The organism is Dictyobacter sp. Z7_2, assembly GCF_057551105.1.
This window is the reverse complement of record NZ_BAAJPE010000001.1, coordinates 847,773-869,638: the sequence shown is the minus strand read 5'-3', so window position 1 is coordinate 869,638 and position 21,866 is coordinate 847,773. Positions and strand designations below refer to the sequence as shown.

Sequence of the window (21,866 nt, the reverse complement as noted above, 5' to 3'; positions counted from 1 at the left end):
CAAGTAAGTTCACAATACAAAATAAGCAGAAACTTTACAACGTAGATCAAGCCTATCAGGTTATTCTATTGAGGGATGCTTCTGTTGTTTCCATCCATCATACAAGAGTGGCATGGTTCCACTGCCAGCTCTAGAAATGGAGGCAGCAAAGCAAAGGGTCGCCTCCATTGCGTCGATATGATTCCATAGCACATAGGGTAAGGGGATTTCAACCTTTTTATCCGGTCTGCTGGTTGAGCAGCGTGACGTCTCAAGCTGAAGTAGAGAAAAGGAACCGCAGGAGTTCCATGGATATAGGGGCCTTGACAGCATCCTTGAGATCTCTCATGCTGATAAAGAAGGACAACATCGATCGTATACAGGACTGACCCATCAGGCTGAGAATCCCCAGAATGGAGCACAAGATGGTGATCCTACAACCCAAAATCGGCGTCCATCGTGTCTGGTGGTGTTATGCAGGTAATAATGACGCACAGGTGTTTTCGGTTCGATTGGCTCACGCTACCCTGGCGGTCATTGAAGAGGAAGCATCTCATTCATCAGTCATACTGAAAAAGATAGCTGATCATGAAAAACGGAGAAGGACAGTGACAGAGCAATCATCGCGTTCCAGCCTCAAACAGACGTATGGATGGCTGTATAAAGCATTGCTCCAATTGCTTGCAGAGGACGACGTAATGGGTCTTCTCTCGATGGGAGCACCAGATGATGAATATGAGCCGGAAGTAGACGTCATTTTACAGCAGATGCCAGAAGCGCAATCACCAAACGACGTAGGCCGTATCATTTACGACTCCTATGTTCACTGTTTTGGATCAGCCTTTTCCTTACGCTCCTATGAATCTGCTCATGAACGAACACAGAGGCGCTTTGCGACGCTTGGAGAGAACGCCTGGATAAGGTGGAAACAGTGGACGGATGTTGAAAATTCAGAAGAAAAGGAAAAAGGATAGTGATGCATTGACTTGCTATGCATGTTCGTTTGAAGAGAACTGAGGAGCTTTCTGCAAGCGGTCAGCGAGCGCTGTATAGCGTTGCCGATCCATCACACGCTTGACCGCAAAGCCAATCGTTTTCGTTGGCCCGACCAGAATGGCACGTTGTTTCGCACGTGTGAGTCCCGTGTAGAGCAAGTTTCGGGTGAGAAGCAGATAATGTTGCATGAAAAGAGGTAGTATCACCACGGGATATTCACTCCCTTGCGATTTATGGACAGTGACCGCCCAGGCAAGCGATAACTCAGCGAGATCGGCATAGTCGTACGTGATCAGACGCTCGGAAAATTGGACGATGATCTCCTGTTCCTCTCCATTGATGGCTGCGATGGTGCCAATATCTCCATTAAAAACGTCGCGTGTATAGTCGTTGACCTGCTGGATCACCCGATCTCCAACGCGTAACACGCTTCCTCCCCGTACCACTTCTGCTTTTTCAGTGGCTGGTGGATTCAGCACCTGTTGGAGGCGGGTATTGAGGGCTCGTGTTCCACTCTCTCCACGGGTGCCAGGACAGAGAACCTGAACCTGTTTCACGGGATGTATCCCGTGAGCAGGCAAGTAGTCACGAACCAGATGCACAATCCCTTCGGCTCCAAGAGCAGGCTCTGCTGCCTCCAACCACAGACAATCCGACGCGTCAAATTTCGTCGTCGGTGTCAATAGAGGAAACTGGCCCGTATTAATTCGATGGGCATTGGTGATGATATGGCTTGCCTGTGCCTGTCGAAAGACCTCAGTTAATCGCATCACAGGAACGCGCTCGGAGGCAATGATGTCACGCAACACCATGCCAGGTCCTACGCTGGGCAATTGATCAATATCACCGACCAGAAGGACCTGCGCTCCTGGTGGAATAGCCTTCACGAGCGCATGTGCCAGGAACAGATCAAGCATCGAGGTTTCATCAAGGATCATCGCCTCGGTCTCCAGAGGATGCTGCTCGTCAAAGCGAAAGTGCATGGTTTTGGGATCAAAGGCGAGCAGACGATGGATGGTTGTGGCTTCTCGTTTCGTCATCTCGGCAAGTCGTTGTGCTGCACGTCCTGTGGGAGCGGCTAGCAGCAGAGATTTGCCCATGGCCTTCCAAAGTGCGGCGATGGTTTTCGTCGTGAATGTCTTGCCACATCCAGGTCCTCCTGTTAACACCATCACACGTGAGGAGGCAGCCATCTCGACGGCACGCCGTTGCTCTTCCGATAGGGTGATCCCCATTTTCTGCGTGTATCCATCGATCCAGCGCTGCACACGTGGCATATCCACCTCCACCGGGGTCTGAACCAGTGCCGTGAGCCGTGCGGCCAGAGCTCCCTCGGTGTGATAAAACGCCGGTGTATAGCAGATCTGCTGCGCTTCGAGGTCTCGATAGCCCAGCTGGAGCATGAGGTGCTTTGAGGCACCCATTTCGGCGATGAGGGCAATGATCCGTTCAGGATCGACGGGATGCTCTGGCAGAGCCAGTTGGGTCACCACGCGCTCCACCAGTTCGTCGTGTGGCAAGAAGCAATGACCATCCTCGGAGGCGCTACTGAGCACATGGGTAATCCCCGCTTGATAGCGGAAAGGAGCATCTGGAGCCACGCCCATGTGGCGAGCAATCGTGTCAGCGGTGATAAATCCAATGCCATAGATATCTGTTGCGAGCTGGTAGGGATTAGTAGACACCACCTCGATGGCCTTGTTTCCATACTGCTTAAAGATCTTCACGGCATAAGTCGTCGAGACACCATGGCCCTGGAGAAACACCATCACCTCTTTAATGGCCTTCTGAGCCGCCCATGCGGATGTGACCATCTCGACACGCTTTTGGGCCAGGCCAGGAACCTCGATCAGTCGAGCACTCTGAGTCTCAATAATATCAAGCGTGTCCAGGCCAAAATGAGCGACAATGCGTCTGGCGGTCACCGGGCCGATCCCTTTGATGAGACCACTTCCCAGATATTTCTCGATGCCTGTCAATGTCGCTGGCTTCATTTCCTGGGCCTGCGTCACCTGAAATTGTGGTCCATACTTTGGATGCTCACGCCAGGAGCCGGAAAGCCGGAGCGTTTGCCCTGCCTCGATAGCGGGGAAATGTCCTGCAATCGTGACAAGATCGCGCGTGCCCGGCGTCTTGAAGCGAGCAATCGTATATCCTGACTCTTCAGCGTGATAGGTGACACGCTCCACAATCCCCTGCATCTGCTCAGTGGAAGCATGGAATGAGCGTTTCTCTTGCGGTTGCGATGTCTCAGATGACACTGCTGTTCATCTCCTTTTTCTGTGAGGCGTATGACCAGTATAGCAGTCAATATACCTAATGCCAAGAAGAGAAAAGCTATGATTGGTATACAACGTTCCCATGCAATGAATATCTAGATAGATGTTGTTACTGGGATATCGTTGCCATCAGGAAAGGCGGGCAAACATGGGCTGGATCTGCTCCTGCGTCAGGATCAGCCCGATGTGAGCATCACGGATAGAATACGCCAGACGGTTTGCCAGCGTGCTCGGGTCCGACGGCACATAGGCGCCTCCCGCTTTGAGGACGGCCAGCAGGCTCACAATCAGGTCCAGCCGCTCCCCTGCACTGGGCACGATATACGCGACTAAACGCTTGTCACCGGGCTGGTAGATTCCACGATCGTCTATTTTTCAGGCTTGACAAATGTTCTACTCCGATGTATTCTACCAACTGGTTAATTAACCAGTTGGTAGAATACATCGCCGAAATCATCTTCACTATCAGTGAGATGGCAATGGCACTAGCGAATAGAGGAAATACATTGGGAGCATCGACGCCATCCACCCGTTCATCTGACCCACTAAGCGCAATCTTCGCTGCGCTTGCCGATCCTACGCGTCGCGCAATCCTTGCACGACTCAACCTGGGTGAGGCGACAGTCAATGAGCTTGCGGCACCCTTCAATATGAGCCTTTCCGCGATTTCAAAGCACATCAAAGTACTTGAACGTGCCAAGCTTATCACACGCGAACGAAAGGCGCAGTGGCGTCCCTGTCGACTTGAACCTTACACGATTAAACAGGTTTCCGATTGGGTTGAGTACTACCATCAGCTCTGGGATGACAGCCTTGACAGCCTGGATGACTACTTACAGAAACTTCAGTCACAAGACCGCACTCAAGCCGAGCAGAATGGAGAAACACAATGAAAGATTTGAAAACGGCCCGTGTGGAGCAAACAGAGCAGGAACTTCTCTTTACACGCATATTTCCTGTTCCGCGTAATTTGGTCTTCACCGCCTTTACAACGCCTGAGCACTTAGCCCGATGGTGGGGACCAAAGGATTGGGCGCTTGCTGCCTGTACCCTCGACTTTCGCCCAGGTGGAGTATGGCATTTCTGCCTACGATCAGCCACAGGCCAGGAAGAGACATGGGTTAAAGCCGTCTATCGTGAAATCGTCAATCCTGAACGGATCGTCTTCACCGAGAGCTTTACCGATGCGCAAGGCAATCTGGTTGACGATCTGCCAGAGCGACTTATTACGCTGACATTTGCTGAACACAATGGCAAGACGAAATTCACCGCCTATATTCGTTATGCATCAGCCGCAGATCTCCAGACCGTCCTGGCGATGGGAGTCATTAAGGGGTTCACCGAGAACTGGGATCACCTCGAACACTATCTGACCAACTTGGATGCATCTCTGTGACACACTTGCTCATATGAGTGGGGACACATGCTGCAACGTTACCTGGCAAACCTCGTCACGGATGGTTTGCCAATCCTGGCTGTGAGGATAATAGATGACCCCAAATACGCTCTGCTTTAGGTTTTTCCTCCTTGCTGGATTAGACTGTTGTTATGCAGCATTTTGCAAGAGAAAAGATGAAGGAATATGGACATGAGAAAAGTCGTTTCATGTTTGTTCACCTCCCTGGATGGGATTGTCGAAGCCCCAAATGTCTGGCAAGGAGATCTCGACGAGGACATGATAAAGGACATGGCCACCCAGGTCGCCTTGCAGGATACCGCAATCATGGGACGGATGACGTACCTGCAATGGTTTCGGTATTGGCCGACCTCTGACCTCGAACCATTTGCCAGCTTCATTAACCAGTCGCCCAAATACATTGTATCCAACAGCTTGCAGGCTGTCTCTTGGGGGGAGTGGAAGAACGCGACTCTGATCCAAGGAAATCTCAGTGAGCAACTCGACAAGCTCAAGCAGCAACCTGGAAAGGATATTGGCGTCTGGGGCAGTACGAGCCTTGTCCAATCGCTGATGCAGCAGAACCTGCTGGATGAGCTGCATCTGTGGCTCCATCCTGTTCTTGCTGGCAAGGGAGGGCGTCTCTTTCGGGAAGGAGAAGCGCTCAAGGGGTTGAAACTGTCCTCTTCAAAAACGACCAGAACGGGAACCTTGCTTCTCACCTACCAGTTCCCCGGTCGTAAGAGCGCGTAACGAGATGGGGACACCTGTTCGAACTCTCTCAAGCCTGAGCCACTCTTTGCTTTCCCAAGCACGGTCTGAGCCGCATACGCGCCTGATGATAGTCAACACCCAGCAACGGGTACGTTTCGTCTGCTCCACTCCTCCACGTTGAAGGGGCAAGACGACAACAGCCCTTGCGAGGTGCAGGAACGTTCCCGGCTTGAGCTTATTTCAGTGTTACTGCAGTATGATTGCTCTTCCTATTGGCGTTGATGAGAAAAGGAGAAAGAATATGAGAAAAATTATCGTTTCAGCATTCGTGACGCTCGATGGCGTTATAGAAGCCCCAGGTCAGTGGACCTCCTTTCAATGGGGCAGGGGGAAAGACCAGGAGGCGTTTAAAAGTGATGAACTCTCCGCCTGCGATATGCTTCTACTGGGACGCGCAACCTATCAAGAGTTTGCAGCCTTCTGGCCTACCACATCTGGAGCGGGGGCGTATGGTGACCGTATGAACAGCCTGCCCAAGTACGTGGTTTCCACCACCCTCTCCGAGGTGGAGTGGAATGCCAGCCTGATCAAGGATAATCTCGCTCAAGCAATCTGTCGGATCAAGCAGGAGGGTGAGCGCGATGTGTTGATCTTCGGAAGCGGTGATCTTGTCCATACCTTTCAGCAACAGAACCTCATTGATGAATATCGGCTGGTGATCTATCCCGTTGTCGTAGGAAGCGGAAAGCGTCTCTTTAGAGATGGCAGCGAGCAGATGAGCCTCAAACTTGTAGAAGCCAGATCATTTTCTTCAGGGACCGTTCTTCTTCGCTATCAACCTCACACAAAATAGCTTGGCTTTCAGAGAGCCAGTTTCTCGACGATTGGCCGATTCACATGCTCGATTTCACCAGGAAGCAACGCTGCTTCCTGGTGAAATCGCTTCTGTCAAGAAAAATCATCGTTCTTTCCTGCCTTCTGTTCTTCATAATAAACTGGGCTGAGATATCCTAAAGACGAATGCCTCCTTTTTCGGTTATAGTAGACTTCTATGTATTCAAAAACTGCTTTTTTTGCTTCGTCTCTGCTGGAAAAGATACCATTCTCTGCGCACTCTTTTTTCAATGTCGCCCAAAAGCTCTCAATACCGGACCGAGATCCTCATTCCTTAGAGCCGGTTTGTCAGGGGCGTGAGGCAGCCAACGTGAAATATGCTATCATAAAAATGAAACTTCTAATGAGCGAGAGGAGAACTGACATACATATCCAACCATTCACCATTCAGGTTGCTCAAAGTACCCTTGACGACTTACGCGAACGCTTAGCACGTACCCGATGGCCCGATGAGGTTCAGGGAGCCGCCTGGGATTATGGGACGAACCTGGAGTATCTCAAGGCCCTGGTGGCGTACTGGCACCATCAATTCGACTGGAGAGCGCAGGAGGCAAGGCTCAATCAATTTGCACAGTTTCGTGCTGAAATCGACGGCTTCGGCATCCACTTCATTCATGAACGCGGACTGGGACCGAAACCACTGCCGCTCCTGCTCACTCATGGCTGGCCTGGCTCGTTCTTGGAGATGGTCAAGGTAATCCCTTTGCTGATCGATCCTGCCGGCCATGGCGGCGATCCTGCGGATTCGTTCGACGTGATCGTTCCATCACTGCCAGGGTTCGGATTCTCCGACCGTCCCACTGCTCGCGGCGTGACGACCACGAAAACCGCCGAGTGGTGGGCACGCTTGATGACGGACGTGCTCGGGTACGTTCGCTTTGCCGCCGCTGGCGGAGATATTGGTGCTGGAGTCACACAACGTCTGGCTCTGGCACATCCTGATCGGCTCGTTGGCATCCATCTTACCTACCTCGGATCTCCCTCTACGCACCCTGAACCGCCCGATCTCTCGGAAGCGGAGCAGCACTATTTGCATGCTCTGCAGCAGTGGTCACTGCAAGAGGGTGCGTATGCACATCTCCAATCGACAAAGCCGCAAACGCTGGCCTATGGCTTGAATGACTCACCGGTTGGCCTGGCAGCGTGGATTACTGAAAAATTCCGCACATGGAGCGACTGTGATGGTGAGATCGAGCGGCGTTTCAGCAAAGATGAGTTGCTCACCAATATTATGCTGTATTGGGTGACCGAAACTATTCCTACCTCGGTTCGCATCTACTACGAGAACGCTCACGCATCGTCGCCGCTTCAATCAGGGCAGCATATTGAAGTCCCAGCAGGGGTTGCCCTTTTCCCGAAGGAGATCAGCTTGCCTCCACGCGAATGGGCGGAGCGGAGCCTGCGCGTGGAGCGCTGGACTCCCATGCCACGAGGCGGTCATTTTGCGGCGCTGGAGGAGCCAGAACTGTTGGTCGAGGATCTGAGGGCATTCTTTCGTCCCCTGCGGGCCTCGCGCTAAAATGCAAACTAAAGAGAAAGGGGCTTGAGTATGAATGGATACTGTTGCTTAATGGCCCACCATGCTCAAGAAACCTTGAGTTCCGCAAAGCATGAGATGCGAGTCTTCGCATGTGCAATGCTTGCTCGTTCGTGATGAGTACAAGAGAACTTTCTTGTTCACTCAACCTCGTGTTTTTGGGTTCTCTCAAATGGGTGTAAATTCCAATAGGAAACTGGCCACGCTAGTATAATTTTCTGGTGGAGATAATTTTTATGTTTTGGCTTGGAAGGCCACTTCAAAGGAAAATAGACCACCAGGATAATTCTACCGAAACGACCAGTTTCCTGTTGGGATTTACACTTCAGACAGGGAGGATTTGATTTTTCAGGCAACCGGTATTTTTGGATGCCTGAGCACTCCCAGCTTTCCACCTTCAATTTGAGCAGAACTTTGAGTAATGATGTCATGGGGATTGCCCAGAACCACCTGGCTCACCACATCCAATCGTTCCACTTGCTCTTGCGTGAGACTCAGATTCATCGCCTCAAAAGCCTCTCCAAGTTGTTCGAGCTTGCGGGCTCCTAAGATCGGAATAATACTCGTTGTTGATGCCTCCGCTTTGTGCAGCAACCACGCAATTGAGACCTGGCCAGGTGTCGCACCCTGCTCTTTCGCAATGTCAATCACCGCGTCAAGAACAGCCGTCTCCTGAGGGGTCTTTTCCGTCTGTATCCCATATTCCTTGAGCCTTCCTTCCTCACTTTGACGATACTTGCCCGTCAAAAAGCCTCCTCTCAGCGGCGACCAAAGCACCACTCCGAGTCCCAGCGCTTCGGCCATCGGTAAAAGCTCGCGCTCAGCAGTTCTTTCCACCAGGCTATACTCGAACTGTATGCCTGCAATAGGTGCAAAACCACGCAGTTCAGCCAGCACAGAACCTCGTGAGATGCGCCACGCCGGAAAATTGGAAAAACCCACATAGAGAATTTTCCCGGAACGAACGAGATCATCCAGGCCACGTAACATTTCTTCCATCGGCGTCACTCGATCATCCACGTGTACCCAGTAAAGATCAATACGGTCGGTTTTCAAGCGTCTCAAACTTCCCTCAACTGCCCTGACCATACTCTTACGACTATTTCCATTGCGCGAAACACTCGCTATCTGTTCGGCATCGAGCATGTATTTTGACGCCAGCACAAAATGATCGCGATCAGCCGCGATAAAATCACCCAGCAACTCTTCTGACTGTCCTGATTGATATATTTCGGAGGTATCAATAAAGTTGCCGCCAGCCTTTACATAAGAATCAAAGATCTTCCTGGCTTCATCTGGCTCTGTTCCATAGCCCCGTCGTGTTCCAAAGCTGGCCGTTCCCAGGGCGAGTTCCGCCACACGCAGCCCGGTTTGTCTTCCGAATGTTCTATATCTCATCCTATTCCTCTCTATCACTCGCTCATCTAATTTTTGGTAACACATGTATAACTGGAAGGCATGAATAGTGGCTTACTAGTCGTCATGTCGTCATGCGGTACAGCGTCAACTGTTCACGATTTCTACCTCGTCGAGTATACCCATTCTATGTGCTGGACACAAGTACGTACAAAAATGTGCGATACTGACATTAATGATAGTATCAAAAGACACTGAGACCACCGAAAGGAAGCAATGTTTTATGCAAAAGGAGATCGACGAAACAGAAAAAAAATGTGGCGTGCTAACTGCGATTGCCGTTACGGGAGGAAAGTGGAAGCCATTGATCTTATACTACTTGTTTATCTCTGGTCCACAACGATTCGGAGAACTCAATCGATTGATCCCCGATGTAACCCAGCGCATGCTTACGCTCCAACTTCGCGAGTTAGAAGCAGATAGGATAATTCATCGTGAGATCTACAAACAGGTCCCTCCAAAGGTCGAGTACTCGCTCACTCCATTTGGCCGAACCCTGGAACCAATCTTGTGCCTGATGAAGGAATGGGGTGAATGCTATGCAGATGAGGTCAGTCGAACTCCCACATCTTCGCATCTGTTTACGATAAGTGACAATTGTGAGAACTGATTGGCCTGGGTCAGTTCTGTCGTCACCTCCCACAACTTGGGATTTACACCCGATCGTTCCATCCCACAAGCCCGCGTGACGGACACGATTAATCAGTCGCAGCTTCCGTTTCTGATATCGGTTCTGCTTGTGTTCCCAAGCAAACGAGTTACAGTACCTCTGTCGGGAAGCATTGTCATACCTCCCTGATGACAAACCAAGAGATCTGGTCCAATGTTCATCGTAGACTGAGCGGGGAACTACGTAAGAATCCCCGCTTCTTTGCAGAATTGAGCCTGTAGAACCACCCCAGCTAACCATGACTCTGAAATTTTCACACTCTCAACTGTATGCCAGCATTTCCATCCACGGATCATTGCCAGAAGCTGCTCCTTGCTCCGCATGATTGCTACGACTTGACCCATGGCACATCTCACCCATGAGCTTGACCCAATTTAAAAGAGTCCCTAAAGCTGAGATATACTAAGTCAAGCTTGAAAAAGGGATCAACAATGGGCAAAGTGCAAAAAATCTACATAAAAGAGTTCAAAGGTGCGACACGAAGTCGCTTGTATGAGTGGGGATTCCCCCTCAGCTCAGTATCCAGGTAGATACTTCCCAAGACATTGCGCATCCGCATACAGAGGCAGCCTTTTGGGTATGCAGCGCGTACTACCCGGACGGTTTCTTACGGTACTGGACCAATCATGTGTGCTTTGAGCGACATTGACGTTCTCCCTGAGGTGAAATTTCACCTGTTTCTTCTTCCGTTTTTTTCTTCTCCCTTTCTTTATCGTCAGATGCTTGGGGTTTCGCCAGCGGTATCAAAAGTGAGCCAGGTCCGCAGAATGAAATGATTTACACCTCATATCTATGCTCCAATACTCGTGTCTTCGAGAAGCCGGGAGGGGAGGTGTGCCTTCAAATGGCCCTTCGAAATAGCCCGTTTGTGTGAAGGCACGTACCACTCCATACCGTACAATCTCTTCGTAAATGCCACGTTGGATTTCGTAGGAATAGAGTACATCATAGGTTAGGAGAAATACATTACCATAAAGTTAACAAAGAGTAGGAGAAGCAAAACATATTATCGATACTTATATCGTATAAAGAGCATTTTGTTCCATTATCTCTCTCTCATTCCAGGTAGTGTTTTCTAGAAGAAAGAGGAAAGGAAAAATATGTCGCCAAGAGAGATTAAGTGGAACGATAAGAGCAAGGGAAGAGACACAGGTGGTCGAAAGGAAAGGGGGAATTCATCGCGTGACCTGTATGAAAACGCCTCCCAAAGCAGTAAAGGTAAGGAGCGAGCCACCGGTGAAAAAAGGAAAAAGAGGCTTTCAACGCGTGACATGGATGAAGCCTTCTCTCCAAAAGATGCGGAAGCAAACTGGAACAATTGGACCCGTGATTTAAAAGGCAAAATTCGCACACTTGACTCAAACATAGATCCTACATATGATTGCTATCAGCTTACATTTCAAGATGGGAGAACGAGTGGTGACTTTCCATTACAGAACCACGTGGATGAAAAAACCCAGCATTGGGCATCAAAGGATCAATTTCACAATGATGAAACATTTTATGCCTTTCTCGATGAGGCAATGACACAAGATGAAGGTAAATATTTTGCACCTCTTGGATCCATCGGTCCAATTGCTCCGCTGCCGTCTCCGCAGTTGCAGTGGCATACCAGTCACGCAAGGCTTCTTCTTTATTGTGAATCCCTCTCTCTTGTGACTTCGCGAGCAATTTCGAGCAGCGCTTGCACCTGAGGCGACGACTGCTCTCGTCTCCATGCCATGACGAATTGAACCTGTACTTCTGGCTCAATGAGCCGACGATATGTGACCGTGTTCGCATGGACCTCCCTCAGACAACCCGCCACCAATGCGACCCCCACCCCTGCCGCCACCAGACCGAGGACGGCTTGCTCCGTGGCGGCTTCTTGCACGATCGTGGGACTAAAACCAGTTCGCTGACACAATGCGATAGCCTGATCGTAGGTGTGTGGCTTCTGGCGGCGCCCATACATTACCCACGGTTCCCCTGCCAGATCGCGTAACGGCACAGCAGTGCACCTTGACAAGGGGTGCGCTTTGGGAAGGGCCACCAGGACGGGTTCTGTGCAGAGCAGCTCGTTTGCCAGTTCTGGGAAGAGCCGTTCTTGTCCTTCCCAGATCAGCAGCGCGACATCCAGCTCACCAGAGACGACGTGCTGCTCCGGGGTGGGCGAGACCAGTTCCTTCAAGACCACCTCCACATCTGGAAAGCGCTGGCGAAAGCGATGCACCGTTTCAGGCAAGAGATTGTAGAGGAGCGTACTGAGATAGCCGATGACCAACTGCCCACGTTCTCCCTGCTGAGCACGCCTTGCCTCTTTGACCCCACGCTCAAGATGGGCAAGGGCAACGTAGACCTCTTCCAGCAGCGCACGTCCCGCTTCTGTCAAGGTGACCTGACGCGTAGTCCGCTGAAAGAGGCAGACACCTAACTCCTCTTCCAGTTGCTTGATCTGGAAGCTGACAGGTTGTTGCGCAAGATGTAAGCGCGAGGCCGCCCGCGCAAAATGCAATTCTTCTGCGACAGCCACAAAATAGCGCAGTTGACGTAATTCCATATGCCCTTCCCTTCTGTCGTACGCTCTCAGGTGTGGATCAAACCGATCCCGAGTTATTATACATCGTTTTCATGTGAATAGGTGCGAAATAAGTGTTGGACCTATGAGAATTTCTGGCCTACAATGGGGACATGAGAGAGAGCGACGAATAAGAGTCTCCCTCTTGTTGAAGAAAGAAGGGAACGTATGGCACAAGAGAAAGTATGGTTCATTACTGGAACGTCCACTGGCCTGGGTCGAGCCCTGGCAGAGGCAGTCATTGCCCACGGTGAGAAGGTCGTTGGCACCGTCCGCCAAGCGGATGCGAACCAGGATCTGGTTGAGCGGGCTCCAGATCGCGTCAGCATGCTCCAATTCGATGTCACCCAGTCCGAGCACATTGAGACCGTGGTGAGGAAGGCAAGAGAGGCATTTGGACGGATTGATGTCCTGGTCAATAATGCTGGCTACGGTCTGTTCGGCGGCGCAGAAGAGGTCACGGATGCACAACTTCGTCGTCAGATCGAGACCAATCTGATCGGGTCGATCCAGCTCACACGGGCGGTGTTGCCGCTGTTGCGTGAACAAGGGTCAGGCCACATCATCCAGATTTCGAGCCAGGGCGGGCAGGTGACCTTCCCTGGCTTGAGTCTCTATCACGCGACCAAATGGGGGATTGAGGGCTTCTGTGAGGCTCTGGCGGGAGAGGTCGCAGCCCTGGGTATCCAGGTGACGATCGTCGAGCCTGGTGGAATACGCACCGACTGGAGAGGGAGAAGCATGGACTTTGCCACACCCCTCAACGCCTATGCCCAGACCGCACTCGGCCAGATACGTCGTCGGGCGTCTCAGCAGACCGGCAACACTATTCCGGGTGATCCGGCGAAGATGGCCGAGGCGATTGTGAGCGTTGCCAGCCAGTCATCTGCTCCTCTGCGTCTCGCGCTGGGAAGCGATGCATATCAGGGGGTGCGAGCCGCACTCCAGGCACGCCTGACCGCACTGGATGCCCAGGAGGCACTCGCCAGATCAACGGATGCCGATGTTATCACCCGGAACGTCCAGTAAAAATCAGATAAGGGCATCCTGTCTTTAGGTCGACATGTCGGCATGCCTTACCTGAATCGGGGATGCCTTCTCTTCTCCCTGAAAAGAAGAAGCGGACGCGCATGCCTGGCTGATCCGCGTTCGCTTTTTTCACAGACACACGTTTTTTGTTCTGTTGAACAAGAGCACAGGTATTCATAATCGAAGAGGGCACGACTCACACTACTCTGGGGATGCCTGGTATCGCGCCGAGATGAGCAGACTCAAGTTACACTGTCAGATTGATGGCTTACTCATGCTAAGAATGCTTCAAGGAACCATCAGTCCTTTTCAAGAACAGGCAACCCTCTTCACCGATATGTTCATGCCACATATCCAGAAACAGGAAAGCGCTGCGGAAATTCCCCCAGCGTCATCAGCAGAGATACAAGGAGAAAACAGATTATGACGACAACGAATCATCAATTCCGTCTCGCAGCTCGCCCCGTCGGTCTCCCAGAACGGAGCAACTGGACGTATACAGAAGAAGGAGTATCAGAACCAGAGGCTGGCATGTTCCTTGTCAAAAACCTCTATATCTCTATTGACCCTGCGATGCGGGGCTGGATGAATGAGGAAAAATCCTACATTCCTCCTGTTGGCATCGGCGACGTAATGCGTGCACTTGCTGTTGGCCGCATCGTCGCCTCCAACCATCCCAATTTCGCCGTCGATGAGTTCGTGGTTGGCCTCTTTGGGGTACAGGAATATGCCTATTCCGATGGGCGCGGCATCACGAAAGTGGATGCCACGAGAGCTCCCTTGCCCCTCTATCTGAGCACCTTGGGCATGCCTGGTCTGACGGCCTATTTTGGCCTGCTCACTATTGGTCAGCCCAAAGAGGGGGAAACCGTTGTCGTTTCAGCCGCTGCCGGATCAGTTGGTATGGTGGTGGGACAGATTGCGAAAATAAAAGGCTGCCGCGTGGTTGGTATTACCGGTGGACCTCAAAAATGCGAGTATCTTGTTCAGAAACTCGGCTTCGATGCAGCCATCGATTATCACGCACAAGATGTGGAACAGGAGCTTCTCAAGCAGTGCCCACAGGGGATCGACGTATACTTTGATAACGTTGGTGGCGAGATCCTCGATGCCGCTCTCACGCAACTTGCTCCCCATGCCCGTGTCGTCCTTTGTGGGTCAATCTCACAATACAATAGCACGACTGCTCCCAAAGGGCCAGCCAATTATATGGGCCTCCACGCCAGCCGCGCAAGTATGACGGGTCTGCAAATTACAGAATATGCCAACCACTTTGTTGAAGCAGGATACGAGATGGCTGGCTGGATGCAAGCTGGTAAGCTGAAGTCATGTGAGGATATTGTCGATGGCCTTGAAACATTCCCAGAAACATTTCTTAAACTGTTTCGTGGCGAAAACCTTGGCAAACTCTTGATGAAAGTTTCCGCAGATTAAGACCTTAGAGTGTGTCGTAAGAACCAAGAGCAGCCGATAAGAAAAGAAAGGACGAGTGCAAACGAGAAGAAAGGACCCAAAGCGATGTGGACCGATTTGACCTTGACCCACTTTCATAGAGGATCGAAACACGTGTATACTAGACAGGAAAGAGGATCACTATGAAAACTGGAAAAAGAGTCTTTACTCCTGAGTTCAAACGAGACGCGTTGGATCTGGTTGAACTCAGTGGAAAATCACTGGCCCAGGTCGCCCGCGAGCTGGGTATCTCAGACAACACTTTTCATGGCTGGAAGCAGCAGATGAGAGCACACGGGACCGATGCCTTTCCCGGCAGTGGACATCAAACGCCACCAGAAGAAGAGATGCGTCGGCTCAAACGAGAAAACGAGATTCTAAAGCAGGAAAGGGATATCTTAAAAAAAGCACTTGCCATCTTTTCACGAACCGAACGATGATCTACCAATTCATCGAGGCGACGCAGTCTGAGTATCCGGTGACCCGGCTTTGTGACATCCTTGAGGTATCCGGAAGTCGGGTACTACGCATGGAAACGACGTCCCCAGAGCCAGCATGCACGAGAAGATGGCGAGTTGACATTGGCAGTTGAAAGCGTCTACAAAGCGAGCAAGGAGCGATATGGAAGTCCGCGCGTGCATGCAGAACTCCATGCTCAAGGGTCTCGCTGTTCGCGCAAGCGTGTGGCCAGGATCATGAGAGAGCAAAACCTCTCTGCACGTACAAAACACCGTCATGTCCACACGACCCGTCAAGATCCAACGCATCCCAAGGCGGAAAATGTACTGGATCGGGACTTTCACGCAGAGGCTCCCAATCAAAAGTGGGTGGTAGATGTCACCATGTTCCAGACGCAGGAGGGACCGTTGTTTCTGGCCGGGGTGCTTGACCTCTTTTCACGATCGCTGGTGGGCTGGGCATTGGCTCCCCAGCAAGACACAGTACTGGTTGAGAAGGCATTGCAGATGGCAGTGCTGCATCGACATCCATCCGCCGGTCTTTTGCATCATTCGGATCGTGGCTCACAGTACACCAGTACACACTATCGGAATCTTTTGGATCAGAAAGGCATGATCGTGAGTATGAGCCGAACAGGCAATTGCTATGATAATGCCGTTATAGAGTCTTTTTGGAGCACGATCAAGTGGGAATGCCTCTCTCGCACTCGTTTTCCGACTCATGCTCTCGCACGAGCGGCCATCTTCGAGTATGTAGAAACGTTCTACAATCGGCAACGCCGTCATTCTTCTTTAGGATACCTGAGCCCTTTCCAGTATGAAGAATCGATGACCTAACCACCCATTTGTACTGTCCATGAAAGCGGGTCAAGCACACACTCCTCAGATGCAAGTCCCAAGGTTGATACGTATTTTGATAGAGTGGTGAAATATATCCCTTCAGATATTATTGCTGCTTGGACGGCTGCTACTGGCTTGATCAATAGCACGTCAAAAATAACTCACGATACGATCTTCTGGCTTGCTTTTCTGGTAGGTGTAATTCTTACAGCATTATGGACACTCAAACAAACCACAGAACCAAAAAAAACACCGGCTCGTACACAGACGCTTATTGCTGTAGGAGCTTTTATCGTTTGGGTAATGGCTTTGGGAGGGCCTTTTGCGACATTAGCGTTTTACAATACTATATATGGTTCGCTTTTGCTTATTGCGTATTCTTTAGTCACAGCTCTTGTTATTCCGCCAGAAGGATAAAGATGCAAAATAGAGAAAGAAAATAGTTATATATCTGAAGTAGATTGAATGGTAGCGAAAAACGAAAAAGCTTGCGTGATGGTAAGATGCCAGACCAGCAACCTTCATCTCAATCCTGGAAAAAAAGGAATGTTAGAAGTAACCTACAACAACGGTTTCAAGACTATCAAAATGATCTTCGGAGAATATATGAGCAACTTCTCACGGAAAACGATTTGCGAATGATTTTGAAGGATGATGTACTTGTAACAAGTTATAAAAATGAACTGAGTAAAATGCTTGTGGGCGTAAAGAAGGTTAAGGAAAAAACACAAGCTCGAGAATGTATAAAAAACGGAGCAATAGATGAATTTTGTACTAGAATCGATGAGGCTATTACACAGCTTGATGTGACTTTAGATGCTTTGGAAATTTTAAGTAAGAAATTTGACAGTGATATTAGGACACAAGCATATAATACATTGAAAAATTGCCGAACGTTTTTAAATGCAGCTCTTGATTTATTTGCTCCTTCGAAATTATAATAAGTTTATTTATAAATAACGTAGAGCATTTGTGTGATCAAGGTGCAATTTGCTCTTCTTCTATTTGTAGTTGGTGCATAAATCCATTAATTTGACGTGCAATAGTATTGCTGCCTTGTAAGAGATAATATATCTTATTAAGGATATCTTGTCGCAGTTTTAGATCTTGGAAGGATGGTGTAGTATGGTTGAGTGCCTGGAGATGTGCCTCGGTGAGAAGGAGTCCTAGCTCCTTAGCGTGTAATTCAACTGTATGTACAAGTAAGAGCAAAGAATAACGAGCAGGACGAATTAATGAGGGAATATGAGGTGAACGATCGAAGTATTTGTATAACATGTGAGTGATGTATTCTGTCTGCTGAACAGGTTCTAATAGTTTGAAATAAAAATGAGGATTGATAACTTCCTCTTTCTTTATCTGCTTACTCACTTTGCTGATTACGCCGTTTGCCAAAAGAAGATTCGATCGGTAACTAAGCACTTTGTCGAGAAACTGGTTTGATGAGCGAGCCTCTAAACAACGCTGTTCATGTTGAGTACGAAATGGTAGTATTTTGCCCATACCTTTTCTTTTTCTTTCTGCATTTTGATAGCACAACACTTGTACTGTTCACTCTTTAAAGAGAAGGTGTATGGTTACTATGGTTTATAGCAAAGGGTTAGATGGTATCAACTGGATGTACACATCCATTAACCCCATATAAAAACCGAATGACTCCTATTACGACGAGTATATCATATTTATGCATGTGAATGAATTGTATGTCTCATGACTTTACCTTGTAACATCGTGGGAGAAATGTGCAAGGTGAGAGGTTAGCTGATTCGATGGAGTTCTGGGTGGCGTGCCTGGGGACGTGCCAAGAGTAAACATTTGCCACCAATGTAATAATGCGAAGAGCGTCGACGATGCGCTCCTCCGCGACGTGCGCGTGGTGGAGCACCCCATCGCAGAGGGCATCCGTCAGGGTGCCCACGAGCGTTCTCTCTTATCAAGAAAACATCTCAATATCCTCGCGCCTCTTCACGCCTGCGCTATGTGCCCTCGCTGACCGGTTTAGGAATTTGGCTTGCCGAGCCTATACTCCCAAAAGATCGACTGCATGATATCATCGCGCAGCTCATGCGGAGGCTAATGGTTGCGTATGAGAACTATGAGCTATCACAGACAACAGCCATCGATGTGCTGTGAGTAGTTGATGCAAAGGTAGCCCCCACAGATGCGCAGCGTTGGACGGCAGATGCGAGTGGTAGCGGCATGATCCACACCATGTAAGCTGGCGAAGAGTCTGTCTTCTAGTAGGTCTACTACCATTCGTTGACACCGGGACATGCCGACCTGAGCCAGTGGTGGCTGCGCTTTTATGAACGCGTTGTGTACTGGGTTGGCACGGATATATCGAATCTCTCACTCGGTATGTTCTGGCGAAGATAGAGCTATACGCTATTCTTACCACCAGACATCAGTCAGGTTCGTTGTCTCCTGCCTTGAGCAGAAACAAATAATGTTGGGGCTACATTTCTTCTCAAGCATCTCTAACAGATCCGGGTGAATGAGTGCATCTATTCATTTCTTCTCATGAGCTTACCTCCACCTGACTTTATGGCTTCCCTTACGATTTCTGTTATATCCACAATAAATTCATTCATTTTACTATCTACGGTTTCCTCATTGATGGGTACAGCTAAATCGTAAATTGCTGCTATCTCTCTTGCTCTAACTCTTGTTGATCCAGTTCCACGGTGAGAAAATGCTGCTCCCCAGTCGAGTATATGATCGTTGATTAACCGCTTTCGGGCAAGCTTGCGCAGTTGTGAATAAAACTCACGAGCAATACTATCTATTGCTATCTGTTTCTTCTCTTCTTGGACTTTGCTTGAGGGCTCCCATTTGATCGGACTCTCTAGGAATCTCATAATTTGTTCGCTCAATACTCTGATTAAATCAGCTACTGGCCTGAGATTATCATATTCATCCGTTCCCCACTGTGCCGGACGTCGTGACAGTGCCTTAATTCGAGTCCAATGCTCGGGAGAAATCCCTGAACGAGATAGCAGACCTAAACGTCCACGCCAAGGTTCATGAAATGCCTTTACTGCTTTTTGAACGGAGAAGAGGAGAAATGTATCATCGTAGATAGGTTTTACTTCTGCTGTTACTGGTGGTGACTTTATTTCTTCAAGGGTGGTTAACATTCTGTTTAATTCAGTTCGCGTTAGTTTTGCTTTCTCAGGAAGTTGATTCTGGATATTGGATACAAAAAAAGGCTCATTCTTATCAAGAGAACTTTTTAAAGCAAAACTAGCACGTTGTCCTAAATCTTTACTGATTGCCATAATCGTATTATCCAATGAGTTACGAACATGGCTTTTCTTTGTCTCTTGATTCGGAAGGTTATCCCCTTTGACCATGTCAAAATGGGTAAAACAGATTAACAACTTTGAGACATGGCCGCTCGATACAATACTTCTCAGAACAGCGCTTGGAGCGGCTTGCAATGGCTGTGATGAGCTATCAACAAGGAGAATTGCATCTGCTTTCTCATAAAGATCTGTAATTCTGGTGGAGATACTCTCAGTTGTATCAGGAGTATGACCAAGCCCTTCTCCATCCATGAGGATGAGATGTGGTATAGAACCATCTTTCCACGCTGGCTGAAATGGTCCAACTGCACGAATTCCTTGCACTAATGGTGTCAGTAACCGCCCAAAGTTGGGCGCATAATTACTAGAAAATTGGTTAATCGTCTTCAGGAATTCTTCACGATTTGATGTTTCATATGTCCAAAGTGATGGCCATTCACCCTTTTCACGTATAAATTGACCTTTTTGTAGTATTTCGAACCGTCCCTCAACATCATCTAAAATGTCATCAACCAACCTATGAAATGCTTCCTGATTATAGAGCTCATCTTCTAATAATTCTTGGAAAGCATCTCTATCATCTTTATTAGCATCTTCCCAGGAGAATTTTAGATTTGCTGCAAGTTCATTGCGAGAGATATCAGCAAGAGATTGGACTGATTGAAGGTAGTGATGAAGGCGTTCAATCAATAGACGACGCTCTTCGGGAGAGATGATATCCTGATCGATTATCTCCTCTTCCTCACCTTCATCTTCGTCAGAGAGCTCATCTTCTTTTTCTTGCTTAGATAATGTTGATCTCGTACCTAAAATATAGCTCAGACGAAAACGCTGTTCGTTATGTTCAAGTAATTTTCGTTCAACTTCCCTGAGCCCTCTGTTTTCTAAATAAACAAGTACCGCAGCAGCGACGCACTCCTCGATGTATGTTTGTACCCAATCTTTTGGCAGGAATGAGACAACCGCTCGGAAAGGACCTTCTGCTAACATAATCTCCAGATCAGAGATGGTTGTCTTTGCTGCTGAAGTTGAAGGAAAACGTTCACTTTTTGGATCAGTTCCAAGAAGTTGCCGAACAATAGTGGTTTTTCCAGCGCCAGTAGTACCAATGAGCAATACACGAGTGTAATCATGTAGAGTAGAGAGAGGAATGATACTTTCTCGAACCTCCCAGAAGTTTTGTTCAGTTGGAGTCAGATTATCATAAAAAGCACTTACTATACGGCTATCATAAAGACGTTTAGCTCGTACTTGATTCGCCGGATTCCACAATGTTTTATCTGCGAGCAAATCATTCATTTGATTTTTAAGTTGCTCAGCTTCAGCACGATCTGTACTTCCAAGTCCTCGCCGTACTCGTAGGCCTAAGCGTCCCTGAGTATCTCTCCGGAGGGGGTGACGAAAAATTATACACCATGCACGACGTCCTTGACTCTGACTTAAACTTGCCTTGAACAGTTGTTCGGTCATATTGCACCCATTTGACTTTCATTTTAGAAAACTTGAATGGTTGTTCACGGTTGTTCCAAATATATATTGGAAAGAAAGAAAAGTCAATCTTTTTTGGAACAACCATAAACAACGTGTTTGATGAGGACAAAGAATCCTGAGGAGATATTGTGTAATGTTTAGTCGTGAAATGGAGGTAACTGAAAAAGGGTCCTTGTGGATAGAATATAATGAATCTAAGACTCCTCACGACTCGTACTTTTTATGATGTGAAAACCAGGCAAAAAGGGATAGAGCAACTGCTGGATAAATTCTTCTGCATGAAATAAGTTTCTATTCATTTTAAAAATATATATTGTGTCTTCTGATATTTATGCGCACTATTTGTGTGAGGCATTACGAAACTAGGCGAGTATCAGATTGTGAAGAGCCAGAAAAGAAGAAACGCATGAGCATATGGGCATATAGGTTTTGGTTGATATTCTTTCTGAGTAGGTAGGAGCGCTGAAGCAGTACTCACATGGAGAGGAAATACGATTTGCCAAGGTGGAATATAGGCATATCATTCTTGAATAAGTGTTGCGGATGTAGTAATTATATATATTTGAGTAAATAGTGACTCCAAGATTGTTGGCTGTTTCGACAGTATCTGAAGGGTTCTCTGGAACATAATACTATCTCTCTTGCGGGCTTGCAAACTCACGCCTTGTTTACCTGCATCATGTATAATATGAAATAGGTGTCAATAGTCTGTATTATTATGTATTACAGCCAAGATAAAAAGAGATGCCAGAAGCTGACTAGCAATGTTGCCAGAGTATGATAGCTCATGTTTCCTCAATTGCAGGTGCGGCCACAAGAGATATCTGGTGTGACAGGGTTGTTAGTCAGCCTG

The 21,866-nt window shown here is 48.6% G+C and carries 19 protein-coding genes and 2 pseudogenes; 13 read left to right on the top strand and 8 right to left on the bottom strand.

Annotated features, from left to right (window positions below; translation table 11 throughout):
- Positions 1 to 65 precede the first annotated feature (65 nt).
- Positions 66 to 401 (bottom strand): DUF5990 family protein, encoded by a 336-nt coding sequence (locus AC27N8_RS03255; protein WP_487063895.1) that lies wholly within the window; start codon positions 399 to 401, stop codon positions 66 to 68.
- A 3-nt stretch (positions 402 to 404) separates the two neighbouring features.
- On the opposite strand from AC27N8_RS03255, the gene AC27N8_RS03250 reads away from it, so the two are divergent.
- Complete coding sequence (locus AC27N8_RS03250; RefSeq protein WP_487063893.1) at positions 405 to 953, top strand: hypothetical protein; 549 nt, start codon at positions 405 to 407, stop codon at positions 951 to 953.
- Between the two features lie 15 nt (positions 954 to 968).
- Here AC27N8_RS03250 and recD2 read toward each other — a convergent pair whose 3' ends face one another.
- Positions 969 to 3,176, bottom strand: coding sequence for an SF1B family DNA helicase RecD2 (gene recD2 / locus AC27N8_RS03245; protein WP_487067898.1), 2,208 nt, complete (start codon positions 3,174 to 3,176; stop codon positions 969 to 971).
- A 207-nt stretch (positions 3,177 to 3,383) separates the two neighbouring features.
- Positions 3,384 to 3,572 carry an AMP-binding protein gene (locus AC27N8_RS03240; RefSeq protein ID WP_487063891.1) on the bottom strand — a complete coding sequence of 63 codons (189 nt, stop codon included), beginning with the start codon at positions 3,570 to 3,572 and terminating at the stop codon, positions 3,384 to 3,386.
- Positions 3,573 to 3,733: 161 nt separating this feature from the next.
- On the opposite strand from AC27N8_RS03240, the gene AC27N8_RS03235 reads away from it, so the two are divergent.
- The 4 genes from AC27N8_RS03235 (at position 3,734) to AC27N8_RS03220 (ending at position 6,217) form a co-directional block, all read left to right on the top strand.
- Positions 3,734 to 4,147 (top strand): ArsR/SmtB family transcription factor, encoded by a 414-nt coding sequence (locus AC27N8_RS03235; RefSeq protein ID WP_487067897.1) that lies wholly within the window; start codon positions 3,734 to 3,736, stop codon positions 4,145 to 4,147.
- Positions 4,144 to 4,650: an SRPBCC domain-containing protein gene (locus AC27N8_RS03230; protein WP_487063889.1), complete on the top strand. Its 507-nt coding sequence runs from the start codon at positions 4,144 to 4,146 to the stop codon at positions 4,648 to 4,650. Before AC27N8_RS03235 ends, AC27N8_RS03230 begins: the two co-directional genes overlap by 4 nt.
- 192 nt (positions 4,651 to 4,842) lie before the next feature.
- A complete protein-coding gene (locus tag AC27N8_RS03225) occupies positions 4,843 to 5,403 on the top strand; it encodes a dihydrofolate reductase family protein (RefSeq protein WP_487063887.1) in 561 nt (186 codons plus the stop codon).
- Between the two features lie 262 nt (positions 5,404 to 5,665).
- The gene (locus AC27N8_RS03220; protein ID WP_487063885.1) at positions 5,666 to 6,217 is read left to right on the top strand and encodes a dihydrofolate reductase family protein; all 552 of its coding nucleotides are present in this window, start codon (positions 5,666 to 5,668) and stop codon (positions 6,215 to 6,217) included.
- Positions 6,218 to 6,312: 95 nt separating this feature from the next.
- On the opposite strand, the pseudogene AC27N8_RS03215 reads toward AC27N8_RS03220, so the two are convergent.
- Positions 6,313 to 6,510 (bottom strand): annotated as a pseudogene (locus AC27N8_RS03215) (IS3 family transposase); the annotation flags it as partial.
- Between the two features lie 112 nt (positions 6,511 to 6,622).
- Here AC27N8_RS03215 and AC27N8_RS03210 point away from each other — a divergent pair.
- The gene (locus tag AC27N8_RS03210) at positions 6,623 to 7,777 is read left to right on the top strand and encodes an epoxide hydrolase family protein (protein ID WP_487067896.1); all 1,155 of its coding nucleotides are present in this window, start codon (positions 6,623 to 6,625) and stop codon (positions 7,775 to 7,777) included.
- Between the two features lie 366 nt (positions 7,778 to 8,143).
- Here the strand turns inward: AC27N8_RS03210 and AC27N8_RS03205 are convergent, their stop codons facing one another.
- Positions 8,144 to 9,193: an aldo/keto reductase gene (locus AC27N8_RS03205; protein ID WP_487063883.1), complete on the bottom strand. Its 1,050-nt coding sequence runs from the start codon at positions 9,191 to 9,193 to the stop codon at positions 8,144 to 8,146.
- Positions 9,194 to 9,434: 241 nt separating this feature from the next.
- Between AC27N8_RS03205 and AC27N8_RS03200 the strand changes: the two genes are divergently transcribed.
- Complete coding sequence (locus AC27N8_RS03200) at positions 9,435 to 9,821, top strand: winged helix-turn-helix transcriptional regulator (protein ID WP_487063881.1); 387 nt, start codon at positions 9,435 to 9,437, stop codon at positions 9,819 to 9,821.
- Between the two features lie 1,160 nt (positions 9,822 to 10,981).
- Entirely contained in the window at positions 10,982 to 11,575 is a 594-nt protein-coding gene (locus AC27N8_RS03195; protein ID WP_487063879.1) for a hypothetical protein, read from the top strand.
- Here the strand turns inward: AC27N8_RS03195 and AC27N8_RS03190 are convergent.
- The gene (locus tag AC27N8_RS03190; RefSeq protein ID WP_487063877.1) at positions 11,515 to 12,420 is read right to left on the bottom strand and encodes a LysR family transcriptional regulator; all 906 of its coding nucleotides are present in this window, start codon (positions 12,418 to 12,420) and stop codon (positions 11,515 to 11,517) included. The genes AC27N8_RS03195 and AC27N8_RS03190 overlap by 61 nt on opposite strands.
- A 186-nt stretch (positions 12,421 to 12,606) precedes the next feature.
- On the opposite strand from AC27N8_RS03190, the gene AC27N8_RS03185 reads away from it, so the two are divergent.
- From AC27N8_RS03185 to AC27N8_RS03165, 5 genes and pseudogenes are all read left to right on the top strand, one after another.
- Positions 12,607 to 13,467, top strand: coding sequence for an SDR family oxidoreductase (locus tag AC27N8_RS03185; protein WP_487063875.1), 861 nt, complete (start codon positions 12,607 to 12,609; stop codon positions 13,465 to 13,467).
- Between the two features lie 420 nt (positions 13,468 to 13,887).
- A complete protein-coding gene (locus AC27N8_RS03180) occupies positions 13,888 to 14,901 on the top strand; it encodes an NADP-dependent oxidoreductase (RefSeq protein WP_487067895.1) in 1,014 nt (337 codons plus the stop codon).
- Between the two features lie 161 nt (positions 14,902 to 15,062).
- Positions 15,063 to 16,214, top strand: a pseudogene (locus tag AC27N8_RS03175) (IS3 family transposase).
- Between the two features lie 87 nt (positions 16,215 to 16,301).
- Entirely contained in the window at positions 16,302 to 16,634 is a 333-nt protein-coding gene (locus AC27N8_RS03170) for a hypothetical protein (RefSeq protein ID WP_487063873.1), read from the top strand.
- 86 nt (positions 16,635 to 16,720) lie between these two features.
- A complete protein-coding gene (locus tag AC27N8_RS03165) occupies positions 16,721 to 17,158 on the top strand; it encodes a hypothetical protein (RefSeq protein WP_487063872.1) in 438 nt (145 codons plus the stop codon).
- 37 nt (positions 17,159 to 17,195) lie between these two features.
- On the opposite strand, the gene AC27N8_RS03160 is transcribed toward AC27N8_RS03165, so the two are convergent.
- Together AC27N8_RS03160 and AC27N8_RS03155 are read right to left on the bottom strand one after the other, a co-directional pair.
- Complete coding sequence (locus AC27N8_RS03160) at positions 17,196 to 17,720, bottom strand: hypothetical protein (RefSeq protein WP_487063870.1); 525 nt, start codon at positions 17,718 to 17,720, stop codon at positions 17,196 to 17,198.
- Between the two features lie 1,001 nt (positions 17,721 to 18,721).
- Positions 18,722 to 20,992, bottom strand: a complete 2,271-nt coding sequence (locus AC27N8_RS03155) for a hypothetical protein (protein WP_487063868.1) — start codon at positions 20,990 to 20,992, stop codon at positions 18,722 to 18,724.
- Positions 20,993 to 21,866: the final 874 nt, after the last annotated feature.

What these genes read in the sequence shown, in the direction of transcription:
- AC27N8_RS03185 (WP_487063875.1), top strand. Translation starts at nt 12,607, where the DNA reads ATGGCACAAGAGAAAGTATGGTTCATTACTGGAACGTCCACTGGCCTG.
- AC27N8_RS03165 (WP_487063872.1), top strand. Translation starts at nt 16,721, where the DNA reads ATGCCAGACCAGCAACCTTCATCTCAATCCTGGAAAAAAAGGAATGTT.
- AC27N8_RS03220 (WP_487063885.1), top strand. Translation starts at nt 5,666, where the DNA reads ATGAGAAAAATTATCGTTTCAGCATTCGTGACGCTCGATGGCGTTATA.
- recD2 (WP_487067898.1), bottom strand. Translation starts at nt 3,176, where the DNA reads ATGCAGGGGATTGTGGAGCGTGTCACCTATCACGCTGAAGAGTCAGGA.
- AC27N8_RS03230 (WP_487063889.1), top strand. Translation starts at nt 4,144, where the DNA reads ATGAAAGATTTGAAAACGGCCCGTGTGGAGCAAACAGAGCAGGAACTT.
- AC27N8_RS03200 (WP_487063881.1), top strand. Translation starts at nt 9,435, where the DNA reads ATGCAAAAGGAGATCGACGAAACAGAAAAAAAATGTGGCGTGCTAACT.
- AC27N8_RS03190 (WP_487063877.1), bottom strand. Translation starts at nt 12,420, where the DNA reads ATGGAATTACGTCAACTGCGCTATTTTGTGGCTGTCGCAGAAGAATTG.
- AC27N8_RS03195 (WP_487063879.1), top strand. Translation starts at nt 10,982, where the DNA reads ATGTCGCCAAGAGAGATTAAGTGGAACGATAAGAGCAAGGGAAGAGAC.
- AC27N8_RS03250 (WP_487063893.1), top strand. Translation starts at nt 405, where the DNA reads ATGGTGATCCTACAACCCAAAATCGGCGTCCATCGTGTCTGGTGGTGT.
- AC27N8_RS03155 (WP_487063868.1), bottom strand. Translation starts at nt 20,992, where the DNA reads ATGACCGAACAACTGTTCAAGGCAAGTTTAAGTCAGAGTCAAGGACGT.
- AC27N8_RS03205 (WP_487063883.1), bottom strand. Translation starts at nt 9,193, where the DNA reads ATGAGATATAGAACATTCGGAAGACAAACCGGGCTGCGTGTGGCGGAA.
- AC27N8_RS03235 (WP_487067897.1), top strand. Translation starts at nt 3,734, where the DNA reads ATGGCACTAGCGAATAGAGGAAATACATTGGGAGCATCGACGCCATCC.
- AC27N8_RS03160 (WP_487063870.1), bottom strand. Translation starts at nt 17,720, where the DNA reads ATGGGCAAAATACTACCATTTCGTACTCAACATGAACAGCGTTGTTTA.
- AC27N8_RS03225 (WP_487063887.1), top strand. Translation starts at nt 4,843, where the DNA reads ATGAGAAAAGTCGTTTCATGTTTGTTCACCTCCCTGGATGGGATTGTC.